Here is a 23,610-nt window from a genome sequence, read left to right on the forward strand (position 1 = left end):
TTCATCAAGGGGTCGTTTCCCAAAAACAGGGACGGCCCCTCTCTTCCTGCAGGCCCTTGCCATGGCTGATATTGTCCTCTCCACCCTCAACGCCCGCTACATCCACACCGCCATCGGCCTGCGCTCCATCCGGGCCAACCTGAAAGAGTTCAGGGAGCGCACCACCATTGCCGAGTACACCATCAGCGATCAGTTGATCGATGTTGCCGAAAAACTCCTGGCCCTTGAGCCCCGGATCATCGGCCTGGGGGTCTATATCTGGAATGGCCTCCAGGTTGCCCAGCTGATCAGGATCATCAAGGCCGTGGATCCCGGGGTAATCATTGTCCTGGGCGGACCAGAGGTGAGCCACCTGCCCTTGCGGCTGGAACTGGAGAGCGCCGATTACCTGGTGCAGGGTGAGGGAGAGAACAACTTCTACCGGCTCTGCCGGGAGCTGCTGGCCGGGCACAGACCGGAACAGCGGCTGATCCCCCCGGATCCGCCCGACCCCGGCCGTCTGGTCCTGCCCTATGACGAATACCTGGACGAAGATATCCTCCACCGGGTCTGCTATGTGGAGGCCTCCAGGGGCTGCCCCTTTTGTTGCGAGTTCTGCCTCTCCTCCATGGACAAGACGGTGCGCTACTTCCCCCTGGAGGCCTTTCTCGCGGCCCTGGAGACCCTCTGGCAGCGGGGGGCGCGCAACTTCAAATTCATCGATCGCACCTTCAACCTCCAGCTGGCGACCGTGACCAGAATCCTGGACTTTTTCCTGGCCAAGGAGCCGCCCTACCTGGTCCACTTTGAGGTCATCCCCGATCATTTCCCGCCACCCCTCAAGGAGCAGCTCCGCCAGTTTCCGCCAGGCAGCCTCCAGCTGGAGGTCGGTATCCAGACCCTCAACCCGGAGGTGGCTGCCGGCATCAGTCGTCGCCTCAACATGGACAAGATCCGCACCAACCTCCGCTTTCTCGAGCAGGAGACCCGGGCCCACCTCCATGTGGATCTGATCATCGGCCTGCCCGGGGAGTCGGCCCAGGGATTCGGCGACAACCTCAATCTGCTCACCAGCCTCACCAGGGCGGAGATCCAGCTGGGGGTCCTGAAAAAACTCTCAGGCACCGCCATCAGCCGCCATGACCGGACCCACCGGATGGTTTACTCCCCCCTGCCGCCCTACGAGATCCTGGCCACGGACCAGATCGATTTCCAGGAGATGCAAGGGCTCAAACGGCTGACTCGCTTCTGGGACCTGCTCTACAACAGCGGTAACTTTCCCCGGAGTGTCCGGCTCCTCTGGGAGGAGGGCGACACCTTCCAGGGATTTAAGGCCTTCTCCGGCTGGCTCTACCAAGAGACCCACTCCACCTGGAAGATCTCCCTTAAGCGGATGGCTGAGCTGCTCTATCGTTATCTGGTGGAAGAGTTGCAACAAGAGGGGACCAGGATAGCCGAGGCCATCGCCGGAGACCTGCAGCGGATTCAGGGCCGGCCCCTGCCGCCGCTGATCCGAGCCCAACTGAAAACGGGCAGCAAGAAGCCCGCCCCTGCTCAGGCAATAACCGAGGAGGCAAAGAGTATCGGCAGGCGTCAGCAGAAACACCTGGCCTAGGCGGAGCACCGCCCGGTGAGGAGAATGTACTGCAGAGGGACTCGGGAGAGGGGAAGAAATGTACTCCGACCGCTTATGCCCTCACCACTCAGGACCGTTCTTCCCGGACCACCCCGCCGGAGAGTTCCAGGATGGCCTGGTTGGCGATGGTCAGGCCGAATATCCCGGTCAGGGTGGGCAGACTGCCCAGGACCCTGCGTTGACGGCCGCGCCCGTCATAGGGGTTTCCTCCAGAGGAGGCGGCTTCCTTCTCCGGATCGCGATAGTTGAAGCACACCGCCTCCGAGGAAAAGACACAGGATATCCCCTCTTCGATCCCCTGACGACGTAAGCGCTTGCGTACCCTGCGGGCCAGGGGGCAGCCCCAGGTCTCGCCGATATCCCCCCAGGCCACCTTGGTGGGGTCGGTGCGCAGGGCCGCACCCATGGAGGAGATCACCCGCAGCCCGGCCCGGTGAGCCGCGCTGAGCAGTTGGACCTTGGGGTTGAGGGAATCGATGGCATCGATAAGCAGCTCAGGGGCTGGCTGGAGGATGGCGCCCATGGTGGCCTCATCGGCAAAAAGCTCCAGCGCCTCCACCCGACAGGCCGGGTTGATGACAGCGACCCTTTGGGCGGCCACCTGGGCCTTGGCCCGGCCCAGGGTGGTCTCCAGGGCCAGGATCTGGCGGTTGATGTTGGAGGGCTGGATGGTATCAAAGTCCACCAACCGCAGGCGACCCACCCCGGCCCGGGCCAGGCCTTCCACCACATATCCCCCCACGGCGCCCAGGCCGACCACGGTGACAGCGGCCTGTTGCAGCCGCTGAAAGCCCTCAGGGCCCAGCAGCCGCTCGGTGCGTAAAAATCGTTCCATTCTTCCAAAGCGTAGTGGTAAAGGTTGTCGGATCACAGCCCCTTAAACGGGCGGCCTGTTGATACAGCTCCACGATGCAGCCGGGTGCGTTGAGCCTCAGCTCGCTGCAGGGTCCCCTCGGCCAGAGGGCCTGATCCGGGGCATCGGTCTCCAAGAGTACCTGCTCCAGAGGGATCGCCCTGAAGACCTGCTGCAGCCGGGTCTCATGCCCAAGCAACAGGCGGGCGGAAAAGGAGCAGTAGACCCCCAGGCGGAGCAGACGCTCCATGGTTTCCAGAGAGCCGCTAAAGGAGTGGACCATGACGGCCGGCCCCTCAGGCGAGAGCCCTGCACCCTCCAGCAGATCCAACAACCTGCCCCAATGGCGGACACAGTGAATAACCAGGGGGCAACGATACTCCAGTGCCAGCTCGAGCTGTCCCTGGAAAAGGCTAAGCTGGCGCTCAAGGGGCACTGCACAGGATCGGTCCAGCCCGACCTCGCCCAGGCCGCAGCCGCCCCTGGCAATCAGGGCAGCCAGCCGCTCCCTCCAGCCCGCAGCCACACTCTCTGCATACCAGGGATGGATACCGAGAAAGGGGATCACCCCGGCAATGGTCCGCCCCAACTCCAGCGCCCCGGCCCACTGCTCCTCAGAGACGGTGTTCGTAAGGAAACGATCCACCCCCCGCTGCCTGGCCAGGGCCAGGAGCGCCGCCAGCCGTCCGCCTATGCGTTCATCCTGGAGATGGAGGTGGGCATCACAGTAGTGTGCCGCTCTGCTCTCCACGCTCTGCAGAGAGGGAGTCATCGAGCTACCCTCCCCTTGCTCACAAAAATTCTGCGCTTCTCTAGCAGTTGTTGCATGGAAAAGATTACCCTGGCTGGCATGACTCATACCCATCCCCGGAGGCTGCTGCTCCCAGGGAAGGCATCGTGATCTGCCTGGTACACTATAGTTGCTGTCGAGTTGGACGGCAGAGAAAAAAACGGTTGATCACAACAGAAAACAGTGGTGGGGAAAAAACAAGGTCCATCCCATAATCACGAGAATCATCGAGTAAAGATATCCTCATTGATATTGCCGGCAAACAAGATCAACTGGATACCGGACATGGCGGGGGTAATGACTCCCGGTGCTGACATGATTTCTGGGTGGAACAGGCAACGGTGCCTTTCAAAGGCGGACACGCGCTTGAAAGGGGGCAGGGAACAGCTTCAGCCGAAGATCTCGGTGAGAGTGAGAGGAGAGCATACCGACGCAGCACTTTCAGTATCAGCCCGTGAACTCATCACTTCTGAACTGTTTTGCCCGTCTGGGGAAAAATCCCAAGACCAAAACAATGATCCGGGGATGCCCTGATAATTCCTCGTATCGATAGCCTCTTCAACTGCCTCGAGAAGATGACCGAAATTTCAGGTAGGTGTTCTGACTTCTGGATCATCCTACTAACTGCGTCTTCCCAACAATATGTCAGTGACGTCCGGCAGTGTTCGTCCCCAGTTACAGCGGCGGGCCCGTCTCCGATTCTCACGGAGTTCCCTTTTCATCCTAGAAGGAGCCTGAAACTTCTTTCAGCAAACAAAATACTCTGTTTATTGTCAAGAATTTTATACTTTTTTCTTCGAATCATCCCTGGGGAATCGGGCAATCACCCTGAAAGAGCAAACTTTTGCACGATCCTGTTGATTATCTCGCTGATTCGGGACATACTTTAAGGAGAGGGGGTTCAAGCCGAATCCCGGCCCCTTACTGCCTCTCCCTCCAGCCTCAAGGGAACCTGTCTATGGAAAACAAAGGGATGAAACAGCTTTCCCGAGCTATTTCACTGCGTATCGCCCTGCCTGCCCTGCTCAGCCTGCTCCTCTTTATTGTCTCGATCTTCCTGATCATCCTCCCTGCCCTGGAACGGAGCTTCATGGCCGGCAAGCGGGAGATGATCAAGGAGCTGACCGAAACGGCCTGGAACGTGCTGGCCACCTATGAATCCTGGGAAGAGGAGGGACGCCTCAGCCGCCAGGAGGCCCAGGAGCAGGCCATTGCCCATATCCGCAATTTCCGTTTTGGCAGCAACGCCATGAACTACTTCTGGATCAATGACCTCTCCCATAAGCTGGTGGTCCACCCCTATCGCCCGGACATGGAAGGCCAGGACTCCACCACCTTCACCGACCCCACGGGAAAACAGATCTTTATCGAGTTTGTCCGGGTGGCCCAAGAGCAGGGGGCCGGCTACGTGGAGTACATGTGGCAGTGGCTGGACAACCCGGAACGGATCGCCCCCAAACTCTCCTACATTAAACTGTTTGAACCCTGGGGCTGGGTCGTCGGCACCGGGGTCTACCTGGATGAAGTCCACGCCCAGGTAGGTGCCATGCGCAAGAAACTCACCGCCATCTCCTCCCTCTTCCTCCTGGGTGCAATCCTGCTGGTGCTCTACTCCATCCGTCATACCATCCTGGCCGATCGGGTGCGGGTCCGGATCTGGGAGGAACGGGGCCACCTGATCAAGGACCTGGAAAAGAACAAGGAACGCTACCGTGCCCTGGTGGAGACCACCAGTGACTGGATCTGGGAGATGAACCCGAAGGGGCAGTTTACCTACAGCAGCCCCAACACCAGGAATATTCTCGGCTACACCCCGGAGGAGATCCAGGGCAAGACCCTGATCGACCTCTGTCCTCCAGGCCGACGAGCCCGATTTGGGCCGCTCTTCAACCAACTCCTGGCCAAAGAACAGCCCTTTTATGGATTTGAAAGTATCTGCCTGGCCAAAAACGGCCAGGAACGGGTCCTTGAGGTGAATGCAGTGCCGGTATGTGAACTCAACGAAGAGTTTACGGTCTTTCGCGGGGTGGCTCGGGATGTCACGGACCGGAAGGCGGCAATGATCGAGCTGCGCCAGAGCCGGGACAGATTACGCGCCAGCCTGGAAGATACCGTGACCTCACTGGCTTCGGCAGCAGAGCAGCGAGACCCTTACACCGCCGGACATCAGCTGCGGGTAGATGGCCTGGCCTGTGCCATTGCCCGGGAGCTGGGCCTGAGCAGCGATCAGATCGAAGGGCTTCACTTTTCATGTATCCTCCATGATATCGGCAAGATGTCTATCCCAGCAGAGTACCTTGCCAAACCGACCGCTCTGTCGAATGAAGAGCGGGCCATCATCAAGTGCCACTCCAGGGCCGGGTACGAGATCTTAAAAAATATCCAATTTCCCTGGCCAGTGGCAGAGATCGTCTACCAGCACCACGAGCTGCTCGACGGCAGCGGCTACCCCCGCGGTCTCCGGGATGATGCCATCCTCCTGGAGGCCAAGATCCTCACCGTTGCCGACGTGGTCGAGGCCATGTCCTCCCACCGTCCCTACCGACCGTCACTGGGCAGGGAGGCCGCCTTAAACGAAATCCGTTCGGGCCGGGGCAGTCGCTATCATCCCGAAAGCGTGGACGCCTGTCTCCACCTGGTCAACCAGAACATCGTCGAGTTGAGTTCCCAGACCTGGTAGCCCGGGAAGGACCAGGTGGACACCGCTCCCTGCGGTGTCCACCATCAACCTTAGCCCCGCTCCTCGGGCGGTGAGTATTCACAGCCCATCAGACCGCAATACTCGCCCACATACTCTGCCTTGGGACGATAGAGGGCCGGTTTTCCCTGGGCATCGGCAAACTGTTCTTCAATGATATGGGAACACCAGCCGGCCACCCGGGAAAAGGCAAAGATCGGGGTCATCACATCCAGGGGAATCCCCATCATGTGATAGACCGGAGCGCTCATGAAGTCCACATTGGGGAGGATAGTGGTTTTTCCCTTGGCGCGAAACTCGGCCAGGGTGGCATCCTCGACCTGTTGCGACAGGGTAAACCAGTTCTGCCCGGAATGGTCGCCCAGCCGCTTGCCCATCTTCTTGAGATAGGCCGCCCTGGGGTCGCCGGTCTTGTAGATGGCATGACCAAAGCCCATCACCTTCTTGCCCTGGGCCAGGCGCGCATGGACCCAGGCCGCGACATCGTCCTCATCCTCCAACTCCAGCAGCATCTGCATCACCCGGGTATTGGCCCCGCCATGGAGACTGCCGGACAGGGCTCCCAGGGCGGCCGTGACCCCGGCATAGATAGAGGCCCTGGTGGAGACCACCTCACGGGCGGCAAAGGTGGAGGCATTGAAGGTATGGTCGGCGTGAAGGATCAGACAGACGTCCAGGTCATGGGCCGTTTCCGGATGGGGCTTCTCCCCCTGGAGCATCCAGAGAAAGTTGGCGGCATGGTCCAGGCTGTCATCCGGGGCCAGGGGCTCCTGGCCGTGACGGATACGGTGCCAGGCTGCGGTAATGGTCGGCAACTTGGCAATCAGGCCGATGGAGTTGGCCAGATATCTGTCCCGGTCAAGGGCCTCTCCCTGGCCATCGGCCATGGCCAGCAGCGGTACCGCGGCCTGGAGCACATCCATGGGATGGGCGGTGACCGGCCAGCGCTTCATACACGCATAGAGAAAGTCCGGCAGCTCACGCGCGGCCCTCACCTGCTCACTGAAGCCTGCGACCTCCTCCCTGGTGGGCAGGCTGCCATGGAGGAGCAGGTAGGCGGTCTCCATGAAGGTGGAGTGGTCGGCCAGGTCTTCAATGCGATAGCCGCGATAAATCAGCACCCCCTGCTCACCATCGATAAAACTGATGGCCGAGTCAGCAACGGTAACGCCCCTGAGGCCAATATTTTTCACGTGTACTTCCTTGCTCATATACCCTCCCGCTCACCTGTGAATCGACACCAACTGCGACACCGAGCCCAGCTGAGCTGGGCGGCCCGTTGGCCTGAAGCTGCCTTGCGCCCTACGCGCCTTTATCAACAATATAAGGAAGTTCTTTTATTTGTAAAAGCTTTTCCCCTTATTATTTTATCCTCCTCCCAGGTGCAAGGAGCAATAAAAAAGCGACATATGCAGATAACCCGCACCATGTCGCTTCATCACACCGTACTGAAAGTGAGCAGTCGTCCTCAGCTATCGCCGCCGGCCCTGGGTACGTCTGTCCTTATCAGGGGCCTAAGAGTAAGAAAATATTTCGTAGCTGGTTTGCTCGCCGAGCAGGCCGTCAATCTTGTCCTGCAGTTTTTTTCGCTCAGGACTCAACACCCACTCCCGCCAGTCATCGGCAGATTGCCAGGTGCTGACAACCAGGCTTTCACCGGGCTTATCAAACCGGGTAAAGGTTTCTCCTGAAATATAGCCTTTTCTGTTGGTGGTCAATGTTCTGAGCTCCCTGAGAAGACCTGAGAGTTCCTGTTCGTTTTCAGAAGTTACTTTTCGTCTGATCAGTACTTTTACAGCCATTTGCACCTCCCTTCGTTTACAAAACGATTTCAGCGGTCCTTGCCATCCTGCTCACTGGGCACGACGTCGTACTCTGACTTAATTATAACCAATTAAACTTCTGAGTCAAATTCAGCTCAGGAAAAAATCTAGAAAAAATAAAATCATAGCAGGAGTACCCCTGCCCACACCACCAGGACATGGGCCATGGCAAGGGCCACGGCCGCAGAGCCAAGATCCTTGGCCTGTCCGGAGAGCGGATGGTGCTCGATACTGATCCGGTCCACCACCGCCTCCACCGCACTGTTGAGCAGTTCCACAATCAGTACCAACAGGAGACTGCCTAGAAGCAGGGACCTTTCCAGACCACTCTCTCCCAGGTAGATGGCCAGGGGGGTCAACACCGCCGCAGCCAGCACCTCCTGACGAAAGGCGGCTTCACTTTTCCAGGCAAACTGCAGCCCTGCAAGGGAACAAATAAAGGCCCGCTGCACCCTCCTCAAGCCCATTCCATTACGTGTCTGCCTCTCCATTGCTCCCTCCCTGTCCATCACTGTTGGCGACCTGAGCTGCTCCTTTGCCCCGACTCTCAAGAGGAGCCAGGACTGTACGCATACTACCCGGAGGTAATGGCTGCTTGCAAGGTCCTATCTTGCCATCTTGGCTGCCAGGGCCTCATGACCAGGTTCCCGCGGATCAGAACAAGAAATAAATTGCCGCTTGATACACCTTGTGGTATCTGTATTTCAAGAACTAGAGAACGTCAGGATGAGCAGTTATGGACCGTGAAAAATTTGCCGAAGCCAGAACCAGACTGGGAAAAACCCAGAAAGCCCTTGCAGAGCTTCTCGGCGTCTCACTGAAGGCCGTGCAGAGCTATGAGCAGGGCTGGAGATCGATCCCAACCCATGTAGAGCGGCAGCTTTACTTTTTACTGGTGAGCCAGCGGGGCAACGGTGCGAGCAGACGGAAAGACTGCTGGACCATTAAAAAATGCGACTGTAAAAAGGAATGCCCTGCCTGGGAATTTCAAGCAGGCCATCTCTGCTGGTTCCTCAGCGGAACCAGATGTGAATGTACAGCAGATAAAAACTGGAAAGAAAAGATGAACATCTGCCGCCACTGCGATATCCTCGCTTCCCTGCTCTAATTCAGCTCGTCCGGTCCTGTACCCCCTGTCCGGGTACAGCGGGATCTGCGCCTCCCGCTTTTCGCCCCTTGCCTTTCTTTGCCCGACGCCCGCGTTTCGCCCCAACAACCCTGCAGTCAACCACCAAACTCCAGCTGAGCTCAGCGCTTTTTTGTCCTATGGGTACCCAAACAACAATCGGCATGGCCATGAGCGGCGGCGTCGACTCCACGGTTGCCGCCCTGCTCCTTAAAGAGCAAGGCTACCGGGTCCATGGCTTTTTCATGCTCCTCCCTGTTCCGGAACTCAGCCAGCAACAGGAACGGGTTGCGGCCGTTGCCCGGCTTCTCGATATCCCCCTGACACTCATCGACCTCAGGAAGGCCTTTACCGCCACGGTTATCCACTCCTTTATCAAGGCCTACCGCCGCGGCCTGACCCCCAACCCCTGTATCTGCTGTAACCAGGAGATCAAGCTGGGGCTGTTTATGGAGCAGCTGCTCGCCCGGGGGATGAGCAAGGTGGCCACCGGCCACTACGCCCGGCTCCACAAGAGCGGCAACCAGAACCTGCTCCGCCGTTCTCCGGATCCCAGGAAGGATCAATCCTACTTTCTCTGTCGCCTGGCTGAGCGCCAACGGGCCCGGCTGCTGCTGCCCCTGGCGGGGTGGAACAAGCAGGATACCTACACCAGGGCCAGGGCACTGGGCATGGACTTCCCGGAGAGCCAGGAAAGCCAGGACGTCTGTTTCCTGCCCCGGGATCTCCCCTCCTTTCTGCTCTCCCAGGGCCTCTCCCCGCTCGCGGGAGAGATCGTCGCCCCGGACGGTTCCTGCCTGGGGCCTCATCAGGGCATCTGGAACTACACCATCGGCCAACGTCGCGGCCTGGGCATCCCCGATGCCACCCCCTGGTACGTCATCGGCCTGGATGCCCGGCGTAACCGGGTGCTGGTCGGCAAGGAAGAGCAGCTGTTCAGCTCCAGCCTGAGGGTACACGGCCTCCAGTGGCACCGCCGGCCCGCCCTCTTCCCCTGGCAGGGTACGGTTCAACTCCGTTCCCGCCACCGCTCAGCCCGGGGAAAACTCCTCCCCCTGGGTCGAGGGCGGGCACAGGTCTGGTTCGACCAGCCCCAACGGGCCATCACCCCTGGACAGTATGCCGCCTTTTATGAAGGTGACAAGCTGGTTGGCAGCGGTATAATAGAGGGGCCCCAACCAATCACTCCAACCAGCGCCGACTCTCCATGAAAAAGCTTGTCAAAGTTGCCATCACCACCCTGGGCTGTAAGGTCAACCAGTTTGAATCCGCCTCCTTTGCCACCGGCTTTGCCGAGGCCGGCTGTGAGCTGGTCCCCTTCTCCCACGCGGCAGATGTCTATGTCATCAACACCTGCACGGTTACTGCCAAGGCCGGTCAACAGTCCCGCCAGCTGATCCGTAAGGCCATCCAGACCAATCCCGATGCCAGGATCATCGTCACCGGCTGTTATGCCCAGATGGCGCCGGACGCCATCCTGGATATCGTCGAGCACAGGGCCTGCCTGGTGGGCAACGACTACAAACACCTGATCGTCGACACCGCCCTCCAGGAGGAACAGCCGGAGCTGGTCGTCCTGATGGGCAGAATCAGTAACCAAGAGGAGATCTGTCTGCTGCCGGTCCGCCGTTTCGGCGGCCGCACCCGAACCTACCTCCGTATCCAGGACGGCTGCAACAACTTCTGTTCCTACTGTATTGTCCCCTACACCCGGGGACCGAGCCGCAGTCTCTCCCTGGAGGCAATATTGAAACAGACCGCTATCTTTAGCGAGGAAGGCTACAGGGAGATGGTGATCACCGGCATCAATGTGGGCAAATACGGCCTGGACCTGGACCAGGGCGAGACCATCTACAGCCTCCTGGACCGACTCTGCCGGGAATTTCCCCAGCTGCGGATCCGGCTGAGCTCCATCGAACCCACCGAGGTCAACCCCAGCCTGCTGGAGTTGATCAGCCGCCATGCCAACTTCATGCCCCACCTCCATATCCCTCTGCAGAGCGGGGACGACGAGGTGCTGCGACGGATGTACCGCCAGTATACCGTGGCCAGCTTCCGCGAGGTCATCCACCAGGTACACCAGGCCATGCCCCACGGGGCCATCGGCTGTGACGTTCTGGGCGGTTTTCCCGGAGAGACCGAGGCCCAGGCAGAGAACACCTTCCAGACCATTGCCGATCTGCCCATCAGCTACCTCCACGTTTTCCCCTACTCCAAACGTCCCGGCACCCTGGCCTCCTTTTTTAGCGACCAGATCCCAGGGCCGGTGAAGAACCAACGGGTCAAACGCTTGCGCACCCTGGACGAACAGTTACGGACCAGCTTCTACCAGAGCCAACTGGGCTCCAGCCAACGGGTCCTGGTGGAACGTCGTCATACCAAGAGCGGCCTGCTCCAAGGGTTTTCAGAAAACTACCTCCCCCTCCACTTCAACGGTCCCTCCGCTCTGGTCCATCAAATTGCCTCGGTACGCTTTGATCATATTGACAATGGCCAACCAATCGGTATTATTCATGATCAACTTGATGAAAACAACCAGGAAACACCTTTAGCCAAACGCAGTTGAAGACAAGGGAGGCTGCCATGATCGGAGAAATTGTTGCCATTGGTGATGAACTGATCTCAGGAAGAATCACCAACACCACCAGCGGCTATGCTGCCCAGAAACTCGCTGCAGCCGGCTACCCCATCCGCTCCATCCATACCATCGGCGACGCCGTGGAGTTGATCGGGCCGACCATCGAGACCAGCCTGAAGCGGGCCGACTTTGTGATCATCACCGGCGGCCTGGGCTCCACCACCGACGACCTCACCAACGAGGCGGTAATCCAGGCCCTGGGCCTGAAGGGGATAAGACACCCGGAGATCATTGCCAGCATCCAGGCCCGCCTGCCCCAGCCCAGCGCCAGCCAGCGGGCAGCCATGGAAAAACTGGCCTGGGTCCCGGAGGACGCCACCATCCTGGACGATGCCTACCGGATGGCCGGCTACATCCTGGCCATCGACGGTACCCCGCTCTTTTTTCTGCCCGGGGTACCGCCCCAGATGGAACAGCTCCTGACCTCCAAGGTGATCCCGGAACTGGAACGCCGTTTCCCCCGAAGCGAGCAGGGCAGGATCCAACGACTCTATCGCACCTTTGGCCTGGCAGAGGCAGAGATCAACGCCCGTCTGCTCAGCCTGGAGGAACAGGAGGGCGTCCAGTTGGGCTACTATCCCGTGGGTTGCGAGGTCCACCTCAGCCTGGGCTTAAACCACTCCTCCCAGGAAGCCCTGGAGCCGATCTTCCAGGAGATCGACGACTTCATCCGCAAGCAGTTGGGCCCGGCCCTCTATGGTATGGGGGAGACCTCCATGGCTGCGGCCACCGGCAGCCTGCTGGCAGCAGCCGGCAAGACCCTCTGTGTGGCCGAATCCTGTACCGGCGGCCTGATCGCCAGCAAGCTCACCCAGGTGGCAGGCAGCTCCCGCTGGTTTGCCGGCGGGGTGGTGGCCTACTCCAACCGGCTCAAGGAACTGCTGCTCAACGTGGATCATGCCCTCCTGACCAACTACGGTGCGGTCAGTCCCGAGGCGGCCCGGGCCATGGCAGCCCGGTTGGCGGCAAAGGTCAACTGCGACACCGGCGTCTCGGTCACCGGGATTGCCGGTCCGGATGGGGGCACTCAAGAAAAACCGGTGGGCACGGTCTATATCGGCCTCTTTCATGACAAACAGGTGACCGCCCGGCTCCATCGCTTCAGCGGCACCCGTACCCAGATCCAGGAACTAACAGCGCTCACCGCCCTTGATACCGTGCGGCGTGCTCTTCTCAATAACTGACCAAGGAGATCCCATGGCTGTGCCCAAGGCGACTGCTGCAGAAGGCAGATTAAAAAGTGTTGATAACGCTATTGTTCAAATTCAACGGCAGTTCGGCAAAGGCGCCATCATGCGCCTGGGCTCGGATGAACGGGAGAATATCCCGGTCATTCCCACGGGAATCCTCTCCATCGACCTGGCCCTGGGAGTGGGCGGCTTTCCGCGGGGCAGGGTTACCGAGATCTACGGTCCCGAGTCCTCGGGAAAGACCACCCTGGCCCTCCACGTCATCGCCCAGGCCCAGAAGATGGGGGGCAACGCCGCCTTTATCGATGCGGAACATGCCCTGGACACCAGCTATGCCGAACGCTTGGGGGTGGATGTGGACAACCTCCTGATCTCCCAGCCCGACTTTGGCGAGCAGGCCCTGGAGATCACCGAGATCCTGATGCGCAGCGGCGGCATCGATGTGATCGTGGTGGACTCGGTGGCCGCCCTGGTACCCCGCGCCGAGATCGACGGCAACGTGGGGGACCAGCATGTCGGCCTCCAGGCACGGTTGATGTCCCATGCCATGCGTAAATTCACCGGGGTGCTCAAACGGACCAACACGGTGCTGATCTTCATCAACCAGATCCGGATGAAGATCGGGGTGATGTTCGGCAACCCCGAGACCACCACCGGTGGTAATGCCCTCAAGTTCTACAGCTCCATCCGCATCGATATCCGCCGGATGACCCAGATCAAGGACGGTCAGGAGGTGGTGGGTAACCGCACCAAGGTCAAGGTCGTCAAGAACAAGGTGGCCCCGCCCTTCAAGCTGGCCGAATTTGACATGGTCTATGGTGAGGGGATCTCCCGGATCGGAGACCTGCTGGATCTTGGGGTGGAGCAGGGACTGGTGGACAAGAGCGGTGCCTGGTACTCTTACCAGGACGAACGGATCGGCCAGGGCCGGGAAAATGCCAAGGCCTTTCTCAAGGAACACCCGGAGATGGTCGCCGACATCGAGCACAAGCTCCACCTGGGCTTTGGCATGGCCACGGCTGAGCCCCCGGCCCCTGCCGCCGAAGAACCGGCTGCCTAGGCTAGGCCCGATCCGAAGTCCGCTGCGCCCCCTTTGATCCGGGGGAACAGCGGACTCCGTGCCTGAACTCCCCTGGGTATCCTCGCCCTCCAGCAGCCTCTATCCCAACCAGGCCTTTCTCTGTCGTGACCGACTGCTCGGCCTCCGGTTTCATCTGGAATCCAGCCCTGAATCGGTCCCCTCCCTGCTCAGCCACTGCGGCCATGAACTGGAAGCGCCCCCCTCCATCCAGTCTGGCAGAGAGCTCAACAGCCCCCGGCTCCTCCACTCCCTGGAACAGCTCCCTGTTCCTTAAAACGAACCAGGGCTGCCAGGGTACTGCAGGTGGGGGTGGCGATGTTGTGCTCCTCACCCTTGGCCGCCACATAACCCACCAGGGCGTCGACCTCGGTGGGCTTGTTGTTCTCGATATCCTGGAGCATGGAGGCCCGATGGTTATAGGTCACCGGAATAAGCTGCTCATAAAAGACCCGGCGATAGGCGGCCGGGTCTTTCCAGGGAGTGGTACGGCCCATGGCGGCAATCACCGCAAAGGTCTCTTCAATCACCTGATTCATCACTCTCCTCGACTCCGGGTGTTCCCCCAGGGCCCCGTAATGCACAGCCAACACCGCACCCAGAGGGTTGAGGGCGCAGTTGTAGAGCAGCTTGGCAAAGAGGTCCTGATGGATATCCTCCACCGCCCGGCAGGGCAGGCCGGCCTGGTTGATGGCCGTGGCCAGGCGGACGGCAGCGAGCGGCACAGCTCCCGGTTGGCAGCCTCCCAGGTGGACATCATCTGCAGACACCGTTATCCGGACCGTGCCGGGACAGTCAATCTCAAAGCCGGTGATCACCCGTCCCCCCAGGGTCCGTTCCGGGCCAAAGGCCGCCTCCAGCTGCTCGATATTACCGCAGCCGTTCTGCAGAGAAACCACCTGGCCGGCAAAACCGGACAGGCCTGTGATCGCCGCAATGGCACTCGGGGTATCGTAGGTCTTGGTGGTGAGAAGGAGATAGTCATGATCGCTCTGACTGATCTCAGCCAGCCCGGTGAACAGCCCCAGCTGTTCCGGACCGACCCGGTAGTCGCCGAAGATCCCGGTCACCTCTAATCCCTGTTGGCCAAGGATCGTTTTGAACCGCTCCCGAAGGACAAGGTCCACCTGGTGTCCGGCTGCTGCCAGCATGCAGCCCACGGCCTGCCCCAGGGCTCCGGCCCCATAGATGAGAAAGTGCATAGCATGTCTCCTGAAAGTAATAGAGGTGCAATTGCTTGCCTAAAAACCCTGTGCACAATAAGATAGTCCCCCAGCTGATTGCAAGCGCTTTTCAGTGAGCCCTTACCGCCCTCTGCCCCGGTGCCTCCATGGAAATCATCCTTATCGCCGCCATGACCCAAGATCGGGTCATCGGTTACCAGAACCGCATTCCCTGGAACCTGCCCTCGGAGCAACGGTTCTTCAAACAGGTTACCATGGGGCACCCCCTGATCATGGGGCGAAAGACCTTTGAATCCATCGGTCACCCCCTGCCGGGTCGAACCAACATCGTGATCACCAGCCGACAGGACTGTCCCTTTGCAGGCTGCCTCCATGTCTCCTCCCTGGACCAGGCCCTGGACCACTGCCGCGACCGGGACAAGGTCTTTATCATCGGCGGGGCCCAGCTCTACCAGGAGGCACTTGTTCTGGCCGACAGCCTGCTGTTGACCCTGATCGATCACCCCTTTCCCGGAGACACCTTTTTCCCGGAGTTCGACTCCACCACCTTTCCCCTGGTGGGACAGGTGGCTGTCCTGGAACCCGTCCCCTACACCATCACCCTCCGCCGCCGTACACCACTGACACCAAGCCGTCAGCAAAGGGACAGCAGCAGCCCCTGGTGACAGGACCGCCAGAACGACAGCTCCCCATCCTGATCCCTGATCCCTGCCCCGGCCCAACTCCGTGCCGGGGAGCAGCTCCTTGACTTTCCTTTTTTTTTAATATAAATTCCTGATAGGAAGGTACAATTGCATAGTAATCGTCTATGCATACTTCCTCTCTTTCATTTTCCTTACAGGAGGATTGTATGAAGAAAAAGGATCTACACCAACTGCTTGCCGGCCTCAGTGTTGCCGGGCTGATCAGTGCCGGTGGTATCGCCGTTCCAGGGGCGCATGCTGCAGGCAGTGGCTGAGGTGCCAAGCCTAGCGCCGGGAGCGCTAGCGAGGTAGAGAAACCTGCTTCAGGCAGTGGCTGAGGTGCCAAACCTAGCGCCGGGAGCGCTAGCGAAGTGAAGAAACCTGCTTCAGGAAGCGGCTGAGCCGGGCACAAAGACAGCGCCGGGAGCGCTGTGGAAAAGGCCAAGGATGAAGCTGGCAAGGCCATGGACAAGGCTAAGCATGAAGCGGGCAAAGTCATGGACAAAGCCAAGGAAGAGATGAAGAAGCAGCCCGGAAAAAGTGGCTGAAGCGGTTAACAATAACGTGCAGGTTGCACGTGCAACATGATAAAATAGAGCCGATACCTTACCAGGTGTCGGCTTTTTTTGTACCAACCGTCCGGACAGCGGCGCAGCAACGATGACCCTGCCGGACCAACCCCTTCCCCCTGCCCCAGAGTGTACCCATGCGTCGTTTTTTCCTCAGCCCGGAGATGATCGAAGACAACACCATCCGCCTCAAGGGCACAGAGGCCCGCCATATGGCCAAGGTCCTCCGCCTCCAGCCGGGTGACCAGGTTGAGTTCTTTGACGGCAGTGGCCTGATCTACCTGGCCACCCTTGAGCGGGTTGACTGGGACAGCGTCATTGCCGCCCTGGAACAGACCCGGACAGAACAGGCGCAGAACAAGGCCCCCCTGACCCTGATCCTGGGCCTGCTCAAGGGGAAGAAAATGGATCTGGTCATCCAGAAGGCCACCGAACTGGGGATCGAACGCTGCATCCCGGTGCACAGCCGTTACTGTGAAAACTTTCGCCACCAGGAACGCCAGAGAGAGCGCTGGCAGCGGATCATGATCGAGGCCTGCAAACAGTGCCGCCGGACCACGCCCATGACCATCGATCCGGTCAGTGACCTCGCTGATCTGGAGTTGGAGGGATACCGGCACCGCCTCCTGGCCTGGGAAGCTGAACAGGCCCAGGTCCTACCCCGGGATCTCACCGCTCAACCAGGCCCCGTCTGTCTCTGTATCGGACCCGAGGGCGGCTGGCACCCGCAGGAGGTTGAACAGCTGACCCGTGCCGGCTGCCGCCCCTTTTCCCTGGGCCCCAGGATCCTGCGGGGCGAGACCGCGGCCATCGCCGGCATGGCCATCATCCAGTATCTCAGTGGCGCACTCTCGCCCCGGCAGCCTCCCCCTGCCTAGTGGCCGGAGCCGCCGCTCTCTGCCTTCCCCGGGGCAAGAATCCCTTTCCCTGGAAAAACTCCTCTGGTAAGCTGCGTGTATTACGGTAGTTTGCCGCGGCGACCTACCTTGTAGCCACAGCCGTGTCAGCGGCCCTTCCCTGCCCACCCTTGCCCCCTACAGATTCATGCGCGCACTTATTCAACGGGTCTCCCAGGCCCGGGTCGATGTCGGCCCAAAAACCATCGGAGCCATTGATCAGGGCCTGCTGGTCCTCCTCGGTGTCCACGCCGATGACAACGAGCGAGATCTCCGTTGGCTGACGGAAAAAATAGTTCACCTCCGCATCTTTGACGATGATCAGGGGGTGATGAACCATTCGCTCTTGGACATTCAGGGAGAACTCCTTATAGTATCACAGTTCACCCTCTTTGGAGACTGTCGCAAGGGCCGACGCCCCTCCTGGTCCGGTGCGGCTCCTCCGGACACCGCTCGTCACTGGTACCAAGGCTTCATCGCAGCCTGTAAAGGTCTGGGTGTACCTACCCAAAGCGGTGAATTCCAGGCCATGATGGCCGTGACCCTCACCAACGACGGCCCGATCACCCTTTTACTCGACTCCCATAAACCCTCTTGAGACAGCCCATGACCACATACACGCCAGGAAAGACCTACTCCAACTTCACCCTGCTCAGACAAGAGGAGATCGCTGAACTGCACTCCACGGTCTACCAGTTCCGACACGAGCAGCTGGGCTGTCAGGCCTTTGCCATCAAGAACGAGGATCCCAACAAGACCTTCTGCATCGCCTTTAAGACCGTACCCGAAGACTCCACCGGGGTAGCCCATATCCTGGAGCACTCGGTGTTGATGGGCTCCAGGAAGTATCCGGTCCACGATGTCTTTGGCGAGATCAACAAGGGCGGGCTCACCACCTTTCTCAACGCCATGACCGGAGCCGATACCACCTGGTACCCCTTTGCCACCCGCAACCGCAAGGAGTACTTCAACATCATGGATGTCTACTGTGACGTCACCCTGAACCCTCTCCTCCAGCAGACCACCTTTGAACAGGAAGGCTGGCACGTTCACCTGGAAAACATGGATGACCAGCTGGTCTACTCCGGGGTGGTGCTCAACGAGATGCGCGGCGCCTATGCAGACCCGATCCGCTCCCTGTTCCACCTCACCTTCAAGGCCCTGATCCCCGACTCCACCTATGCCCACGAATCCGGCGGAGACCCGGCCAGAATTCCGGATCTGAGTTACGACCAGTTTGTCCGCTTCCACCAGGACCATTACCACCCCTCCAACGCCACCCTGTTCTTCTATGGCAACGGCACCCTGGAGGAGGAACTGGCCTTTGTCCAAGACAACTTTCTCCATCACTTCCCCACCCCTGTCCAGCCAGCCACCATCCTGGAGGGCACCCCTATCACAGCGCCGACCTTTGTCGAGGAGGTCTACCCGGTGCAGGCGGAGAGTGAACTGGAACAGAAGACCTTCCTGGCGGTAAGCAGTATCGTTGGTACGGCCCCGGATCGCAAGCTCAACACCACCTTTCAGATCATCGCCAACATCCTCTTCAACTCCGACGCCTCGCCGCTGAAACAGGCTATCCTGGAAGCCCGACTCTGTCGGGACTTTGGCGGCCTCTTCCTGGGTACCTCGTCCTATACCACCTTCATGATGACCTACCTGGTGGGTTCCGACCCGGACAAGGGGGAGCAGTTTATGGAGATCTACCGGGACACCCTGGCCACCATGGTCAGCCAACGACTGGACCGTGACCTGATCCTTTCCGAGCTCAACAAGTTCGAATTTTCCAGCAGGGAGGAGATGAACAAGGCACAGCGGGGACTGGATCTGATCGGCAAGGCCCTGCCGGCCATGAAGTATGAGCTGGATCCCTTTTCCGCCCTCCAGATGGAAGCCTTGCTTGCCGAGATCCGTAGAGATGCCCTGGAGCACCACCTTATAGAAGACCTCATCCAGACGCACCTCCTGGACAACCCGGCCACGGCCATGGTCACCCTGCGCCCTGACCCGGACAAGCTCCAGGTAAATGCCAGGGAGGAGCGGCAGCGACTCGAGAAGATAGAGGAAGGCTTAAACCAGACAGAACGCGAGCAGCTGGTCCAGCGCACCCAGGAGCTGATCCGCCTCCAGTCCACCCCACCCTCTGCCGAATCACTCAAGCTGCTCCCCCGCCTGGCCATCCAGGATCTGGAGCCGCAACCGTTCCTGGACCGGGTGAGCGTTGAGCAGTTGGGCCCCACCCCGCTGTTGATCAGCGAGCTGGACACCAACGGGATCTGCTATCTGGACTTTGGCCTGGACTGTTCCAGCCTGCCGGTCGAGACCCTGCCCTACCTGGATCTCTTTGCCACCCTGGTCACCGAACTGGGCACCTCGACTAAGGACTATATCCAGTTCACCAAGGAGGTGAACCTGTACACCGGCGGCTTCAATCACTCCTTCAACACCTACCCCATGCAGGATCCCAGGGAGACGGTTCGTCCCATCCAGTGGTTCCACCTCAAGACCCTCTCCGCCAACCTGGAGCGGGGCCTGGAACTCCTGGCCGAGGTCTTTGCCGAGGTGGACTTCAGCAACCGCCAACGGATCAGGGAAATTGTCCAGCGCGAATTTGCCTGGGCCGAGCATGGGGTCCAGAGCGAGGGCTACAGCCTGGCCTCCACCCGGGTCTTCTCGCACCTCAGCATGGCCGGCAAGTACAACGAGTATACCCAGGGGGTCCATGCCTACCTGAAACTCAAAGAACTGGCCAGCCGTTACGAGGCCCTGGAAGAAGAGTTTCTTACCGCCATAGCCACCATTGCCCGCGCCCTCTTCCGCCGCCAGGGATCCCTGGTAGCCATCACTGCCGACCGGGATGACATCAGCCGTTTTCAAGGCCTGAGCCCGGCAGTCCTCCAGACCCTTCCCGAGACCTCCCAGCAGGCAGGGGTCCCCTGTTTCCAGCAGATGGCAGCCAACCAGGCCCTCTGTACCTCTGCCGAGGTGGTCTACAATGTCCAGGGCTGCACCCTGTTTCCGGATGTCAGTCAGTATGGGGGAAGTTTTGAAGTCCTCAAAACCTGGCTCTCTCGGGATTACTTTTGGAACAGCGTCCGCCAGAAAGGCGGCGCCTATGGTTGTTTTATCCAGTTCAACCACCTGACCGGTAACTTCGGGGTGGTGAGCTACCGCGACCCCCAGGTGGACCGAACCTTTGCCGCCTACGACAGCCTGGAGCAGGTGGTATCCGGGATGTCGCTCACTAAGGATATGCTCAGCCAACTGGTTATCGGCACCTACGGCAACTTCACCCCCCACCAGGGACCTGCAAGCCGAGGGGCGACGGCCCGCAACGACTACCTCTCCGGGGTGACCCCGGAGTTCAGGCAGCAGCGGATCGAGGAGATCATCCGGACCGACCAGGAACAGCTCCGCAGCTACGGTCCGCTGTTCAGCCGTTTCCGGGAGCAGGCCTACCGGGCCACCATCGGCAGCCAGGAAAAGATCCAGGCCGCAACCACCCCATTTGACGAGACCCTCACCCTCTAGTCTACTCTCCCCCTGCCTGTCCATGGGCGCAGCAGCCTGCTGCTCTGCCCATGGACGCCTCCTCTTTCTCCGGAGATCTCCGGAGTTCTCAGTGATGGGCAGCGCCCCTCCCCTCCCAGGCCTTCCTTTTCCGACTCTCATTCCCGCGCAGGCGGAAATCCCTCCTTGGAGGCGCGCATGAATCATCCCTGCCGCCACAGCCGGGCGAACAAGCAGAAGCTCTGCTATAAGATACGGAACCCAGTTCTTCGTCTCTGCTGAGCAGCATGAAGAGATGCCTTTTCTTTTCCTCAGGGCAAAGGCAAGGGCAAGGGATGGACAGATCAGAGGAGACAGGAGAAGCTGAAGAAGAGAAGGCACGGGGAAAATGGCCCCAAAAAAAGGCGGGAGGGGCCACGACATGAGCCATTGCTCTCCAGGCCTGGATACCCGCCTTCGCGGCCATGACGGCAGAACAATGAACGGATATATCCAGCATGAATGCGGTCACCATCAGCCGGAACATCATCTTGCCAGGACATGGACCTTCATGAGAGGGGCGTCTCCCCAGGGAGGGTCCCCTCTCATTTTTTGAACCTGAAGCTGAGCTTCACCCCCTACCTATATAAGCTGCCCAAGGACTTCTTAACCGTTGAACAGGGGGCCTTGGGTCCCCACCGTGTTGTAGAGTGGGGGGCTTTACGCCCCCTTTTTTTTGAGGGGCTTCGGAGAGAGGGTTCTCTCCCTCTACGCCTCAACAGAGCGGTGCCGACTGTTGTCACTTTTGGCAGGGCTGTGCGCCACACCGCTCCTGCTCAGTCCCGTTCTCCGGCCAGGGTCTCGACCACCCTTGGGTAATAGTCCGAATCCTCACCCAACCGGAGCGGTCGCCCCATCCGGCACTCCAGCTTATGGCGGAGCAGGTTCAGTTTTTTCAACTGGCTGTACTTCTGCTGCTCGTCGCAACAGTGACTCAGCAGGTCCTCGGTCCGGGCGATCTCTTTGCGCAGCGCCACCTCTTCGGGTACGTAGCCGGCATTCTTCAGTATCCGGTATCCCATCCGCAGGTCAGCCGGAACATGCTCCATCTCATCCCTGGGCAGGGGTTTATTTTTCCAGTGACTGAGGTCCTTGAAGGTCCCCTCCTCCATGGCCTGTTGAATCCGCTGTTCAGCGATTCGTTGGATGGCTATGAGCATGATCTCTCCCTGATTGGTTGCGTTCACTTTCCCTGATCCTGTCCTGGCCCTGCCAAGCCGACCGCGCCTGTGGAGGGCCAGGAAGTCTCCTGGAAAGCCTTAACGGTGAAGGATGGTATCCCTGAGACAGGCCGGGTCATGCTCGGGATAGTCCAGGCTATAATGCAGGCCGCGGGACTCCTTGCGCAGGGAGGCACTGCGGACGATCAGGTCCGCAACCACGGCCAGGTTACGCAGTTCCACCAGGTCCGGGGTGAGCAGATAATCAAAGAAATGTTCGTTGATCTCGGCCAGGACCCACTCCAGGCGGCGATGCATCAACTCCAACCGTTTGGTGCTGCGGACGATCCCCACATAGTTCCACATCAGCCGCCGGACCTGATCCCAGTTATGGTTGATCAGGATGGATTCATCCAGCGAGGCGGCCCCACCGGTGCGCCAGGGCTCCACCTCGGGTGCCGGCAGCTTACGCAGTTTGTCAATCTTTTCCTCCAGCATCCTGGCGCCGCGGTGGGCAAAGACCACCGCCTCCAACAGCGAGTTGGAGGCCAAGCGGTTGGCCCCGTGGAGACCGGTGCAGGCGGTCTCTCCGAAGGCCAGCAGGTTCTCCAGCGAACTCTGTCCATAGCTGTCCACCACCACCCCGCCGCACATGTAGTGGGCCGCCGGAACCACCGGAATAGGACGCTGGCTGATGTCCAGCCCCACCTGATCACAGGTCTGGTAGATGTTGGGGAAACGCTCCTGGAGAAACTCACGGGAGCGGTGGCTGATATCCAGGTAGACACAGTCCGCACCGCTGGCCTTCATCTCCGCGTCGATGCCGCGGGCTACGGCGTCACGGGTGGCCAGATCACCCCGGGAATCGTAATCCTTCATAAAGGGACGTCCCTGCTCGTTGACCAGCACCCCGCCCTCTCCCCGGACCGCCTCTGAGATCAGAAAGTTTTTGGCCTCCCAGTTAAAGAAGCAGGTGGGATGAAACTGAATGAACTCCAGGTTCGCCACCTTGGCCCCGGCCCGATAGGCCATGGCCACTCCGTCACCGGTGGCGATATCCGGATTGGTGGTATAGAGATAGACCTTGCCGCAGCCACCGGTGCAGAGCACCGTTACCCGAGCCTGTCTGGGCGCCACCTCGCCGCTGTCCCGATCCAACACATAGGCCCCAAGACAGCGATCCCCCTCCCCGGCCGCTGATCCGCGGGTGGCGGTCCGTGACTCCACCAGCAGATCAATGGCCAGGTGGTTTTCCAAGACCTCGATCTTGGGATTGGCCGCGATCTGTTCCAGGAGGGCGCGTTCAATCTCCCGACCGGTCAGGTCGTGGGCGTGGGCGACTCTCCTGGCCGAGTGTCCGCCCTCCATCCCCAGATCAAACTCCTCGCCGTCGTGGCCCTTTTGAAAACGTACCCCGAAATCCATCAACTCCCGCACCCGATCCGGCCCCTCTTCGGCAACCATCCGGACCACGGTCTCATCGCAGAGACCATCCCCGGAGACCAGGGTGTCCTGGACATGGGCCTCGATGGAGTCCTCCACCGAGAGCACCGCAGCCACTCCCCCCTGGGCCAGGTTGGTGGCCGTATCGGCCTTGGCTTTTTTGGTTATCACCGTCACCGTGGCAAACCGCGCCACCTTCAAGGCAAAGGACAGACCCGAGACACCGCTTCCTATAACCAGCACATCACTATCGTAGGCCATTGCTCCTCCAGCAACCGATGTTTCACGTGAAACATTCGCATTTTTTTAAGTTGA

The 23,610-nt window shown here is 59.8% G+C and carries 21 protein-coding genes and 1 riboswitch; of the genes, 13 read left to right on the forward strand and 8 right to left on the reverse strand.

Annotation, left to right across the window (positions count from 1 at the left end; all coding sequences use genetic code 11):
* Nucleotides 1-61 precede the first annotated feature (61 nt).
* Nucleotides 62-1,594 (forward strand): B12-binding domain-containing radical SAM protein, encoded by a 1,533-nt coding sequence (locus G494_RS24415; RefSeq protein WP_035247550.1) that lies wholly within the window; start codon nucleotides 62-64, stop codon nucleotides 1,592-1,594.
* An 88-nt stretch (nucleotides 1,595-1,682) separates the two neighbouring features.
* On the opposite strand, the gene G494_RS0118480 is transcribed toward G494_RS24415, so the two are convergent.
* Together G494_RS0118480 and G494_RS24420 are read right to left on the reverse strand one after the other, a co-directional pair.
* On the reverse strand, nucleotides 1,683-2,450 hold the full coding sequence (locus G494_RS0118480) for a tRNA threonylcarbamoyladenosine dehydratase (protein ID WP_028585711.1): 768 nt from the start codon (nucleotides 2,448-2,450) through the stop codon (nucleotides 1,683-1,685).
* A complete protein-coding gene (locus tag G494_RS24420; protein ID WP_051305863.1) occupies nucleotides 2,410-3,240 on the reverse strand; it encodes a TatD family hydrolase in 831 nt (276 codons plus the stop codon). Before G494_RS24420 ends, G494_RS0118480 begins: the two co-directional genes overlap by 41 nt.
* 591 nt (nucleotides 3,241-3,831) lie before the next feature.
* Nucleotides 3,832-4,011: riboswitch (cobalamin riboswitch) on the reverse strand.
* 220 nt (nucleotides 4,012-4,231) lie between these two features.
* Between G494_RS24420 and G494_RS0118495 the strand changes: the two genes are divergently transcribed.
* The gene (locus G494_RS0118495; RefSeq protein ID WP_232362598.1) at nucleotides 4,232-5,938 is read left to right on the forward strand and encodes a cache domain-containing protein; all 1,707 of its coding nucleotides are present in this window, start codon (nucleotides 4,232-4,234) and stop codon (nucleotides 5,936-5,938) included.
* Nucleotides 5,939-5,988: 50 nt separating this feature from the next.
* Here the strand turns inward: G494_RS0118495 and G494_RS0118500 are convergent, their stop codons facing one another.
* The 3 genes from G494_RS0118500 to G494_RS0118510 form a co-directional block, all read right to left on the reverse strand.
* Nucleotides 5,989-7,167: a citrate synthase gene (locus G494_RS0118500; protein WP_028585714.1), complete on the reverse strand. Its 1,179-nt coding sequence runs from the start codon at nucleotides 7,165-7,167 to the stop codon at nucleotides 5,989-5,991.
* A 303-nt stretch (nucleotides 7,168-7,470) separates the two neighbouring features.
* The gene (locus G494_RS0118505; protein ID WP_028585715.1) at nucleotides 7,471-7,758 is read right to left on the reverse strand and encodes an antibiotic biosynthesis monooxygenase family protein; all 288 of its coding nucleotides are present in this window, start codon (nucleotides 7,756-7,758) and stop codon (nucleotides 7,471-7,473) included.
* A gap of 143 nt (nucleotides 7,759-7,901) precedes the next feature.
* The gene (locus G494_RS0118510) at nucleotides 7,902-8,270 is read right to left on the reverse strand and encodes a diacylglycerol kinase (RefSeq protein ID WP_028585716.1); all 369 of its coding nucleotides are present in this window, start codon (nucleotides 8,268-8,270) and stop codon (nucleotides 7,902-7,904) included.
* 245 nt (nucleotides 8,271-8,515) lie between these two features.
* Here G494_RS0118510 and G494_RS0118515 point away from each other — a divergent pair, with 245 nt between their 5' ends.
* The 6 genes from G494_RS0118515 (at nucleotide 8,516) to G494_RS26485 (ending at nucleotide 14,088) form a co-directional block, all read left to right on the forward strand.
* Nucleotides 8,516-8,887, forward strand: a complete 372-nt coding sequence (locus G494_RS0118515) for a helix-turn-helix domain-containing protein (RefSeq protein ID WP_028585717.1) — start codon at nucleotides 8,516-8,518, stop codon at nucleotides 8,885-8,887.
* Between the two features lie 158 nt (nucleotides 8,888-9,045).
* The gene (mnmA, locus tag G494_RS24425) at nucleotides 9,046-10,116 is read left to right on the forward strand and encodes a tRNA 2-thiouridine(34) synthase MnmA (protein ID WP_084457077.1); all 1,071 of its coding nucleotides are present in this window, start codon (nucleotides 9,046-9,048) and stop codon (nucleotides 10,114-10,116) included.
* On the forward strand, nucleotides 10,113-11,471 hold the full coding sequence (gene mtaB / locus G494_RS24430; RefSeq protein WP_035247554.1) for a tRNA (N(6)-L-threonylcarbamoyladenosine(37)-C(2))-methylthiotransferase MtaB: 1,359 nt from the start codon (nucleotides 10,113-10,115) through the stop codon (nucleotides 11,469-11,471). The genes mnmA and mtaB overlap by 4 nt, the downstream gene beginning before the upstream one ends.
* 17 nt (nucleotides 11,472-11,488) lie before the next feature.
* Nucleotides 11,489-12,727 carry a CinA family nicotinamide mononucleotide deamidase-related protein gene (locus G494_RS0118530; protein ID WP_028585718.1) on the forward strand — a complete coding sequence of 413 codons (1,239 nt, stop codon included), beginning with the start codon at nucleotides 11,489-11,491 and terminating at the stop codon, nucleotides 12,725-12,727.
* Between the two features lie 13 nt (nucleotides 12,728-12,740).
* The gene (recA, locus tag G494_RS0118535; protein WP_028585719.1) at nucleotides 12,741-13,793 is read left to right on the forward strand and encodes a recombinase RecA; all 1,053 of its coding nucleotides are present in this window, start codon (nucleotides 12,741-12,743) and stop codon (nucleotides 13,791-13,793) included.
* A 58-nt stretch (nucleotides 13,794-13,851) separates the two neighbouring features.
* Nucleotides 13,852-14,088, forward strand: a complete 237-nt coding sequence (locus G494_RS26485) for a hypothetical protein (RefSeq protein ID WP_028585720.1) — start codon at nucleotides 13,852-13,854, stop codon at nucleotides 14,086-14,088.
* Here G494_RS26485 and G494_RS24435 read toward each other — a convergent pair.
* Nucleotides 14,039-15,013 carry a ketopantoate reductase family protein gene (locus tag G494_RS24435; RefSeq protein ID WP_051305867.1) on the reverse strand — a complete coding sequence of 325 codons (975 nt, stop codon included), beginning with the start codon at nucleotides 15,011-15,013 and terminating at the stop codon, nucleotides 14,039-14,041. The genes G494_RS26485 and G494_RS24435 overlap by 50 nt on opposite strands.
* A 128-nt stretch (nucleotides 15,014-15,141) precedes the next feature.
* On the opposite strand from G494_RS24435, the gene G494_RS0118550 reads away from it, so the two are divergent.
* The 5 genes from G494_RS0118550 (at nucleotide 15,142) to G494_RS0118575 (ending at nucleotide 20,674) form a co-directional block, all read left to right on the forward strand.
* Complete coding sequence (locus tag G494_RS0118550) at nucleotides 15,142-15,660, forward strand: dihydrofolate reductase (RefSeq protein WP_028585721.1); 519 nt, start codon at nucleotides 15,142-15,144, stop codon at nucleotides 15,658-15,660.
* 185 nt (nucleotides 15,661-15,845) lie between these two features.
* A complete protein-coding gene (sbtA, locus tag G494_RS27485; RefSeq protein WP_208597710.1) occupies nucleotides 15,846-16,226 on the forward strand; it encodes an SbtA family thio(seleno)oxazole RiPP natural product precursor in 381 nt (126 codons plus the stop codon).
* Between the two features lie 158 nt (nucleotides 16,227-16,384).
* Nucleotides 16,385-17,125 (forward strand): 16S rRNA (uracil(1498)-N(3))-methyltransferase, encoded by a 741-nt coding sequence (locus G494_RS24440; RefSeq protein WP_051305868.1) that lies wholly within the window; start codon nucleotides 16,385-16,387, stop codon nucleotides 17,123-17,125.
* A gap of 166 nt (nucleotides 17,126-17,291) precedes the next feature.
* On the forward strand, nucleotides 17,292-17,741 hold the full coding sequence (gene dtd, locus G494_RS0118570) for a D-aminoacyl-tRNA deacylase (RefSeq protein ID WP_028585722.1): 450 nt from the start codon (nucleotides 17,292-17,294) through the stop codon (nucleotides 17,739-17,741).
* Between the two features lie 8 nt (nucleotides 17,742-17,749).
* Nucleotides 17,750-20,674 carry an insulinase family protein gene (locus G494_RS0118575; RefSeq protein ID WP_035247557.1) on the forward strand — a complete coding sequence of 975 codons (2,925 nt, stop codon included), beginning with the start codon at nucleotides 17,750-17,752 and terminating at the stop codon, nucleotides 20,672-20,674.
* Nucleotides 20,675-21,468: 794 nt separating this feature from the next.
* Here the strand turns inward: G494_RS0118575 and G494_RS0118580 are convergent.
* Together G494_RS0118580 and nadB are read right to left on the reverse strand one after the other, a co-directional pair.
* On the reverse strand, nucleotides 21,469-21,879 hold the full coding sequence (locus G494_RS0118580) for a DnaJ family domain-containing protein (protein ID WP_051305869.1): 411 nt from the start codon (nucleotides 21,877-21,879) through the stop codon (nucleotides 21,469-21,471).
* A gap of 72 nt (nucleotides 21,880-21,951) precedes the next feature.
* Nucleotides 21,952-23,556 carry an L-aspartate oxidase gene (gene nadB / locus G494_RS0118585; protein ID WP_028585725.1) on the reverse strand — a complete coding sequence of 535 codons (1,605 nt, stop codon included), beginning with the start codon at nucleotides 23,554-23,556 and terminating at the stop codon, nucleotides 21,952-21,954.
* Nucleotides 23,557-23,610: the final 54 nt, after the last annotated feature.

This window comes from Desulfogranum mediterraneum DSM 13871 (genome assembly GCF_000429965.1).
GTDB classification, from domain to species: domain Bacteria; phylum Desulfobacterota; class Desulfobulbia; order Desulfobulbales; family Desulfobulbaceae; genus Desulfogranum; species Desulfogranum mediterraneum.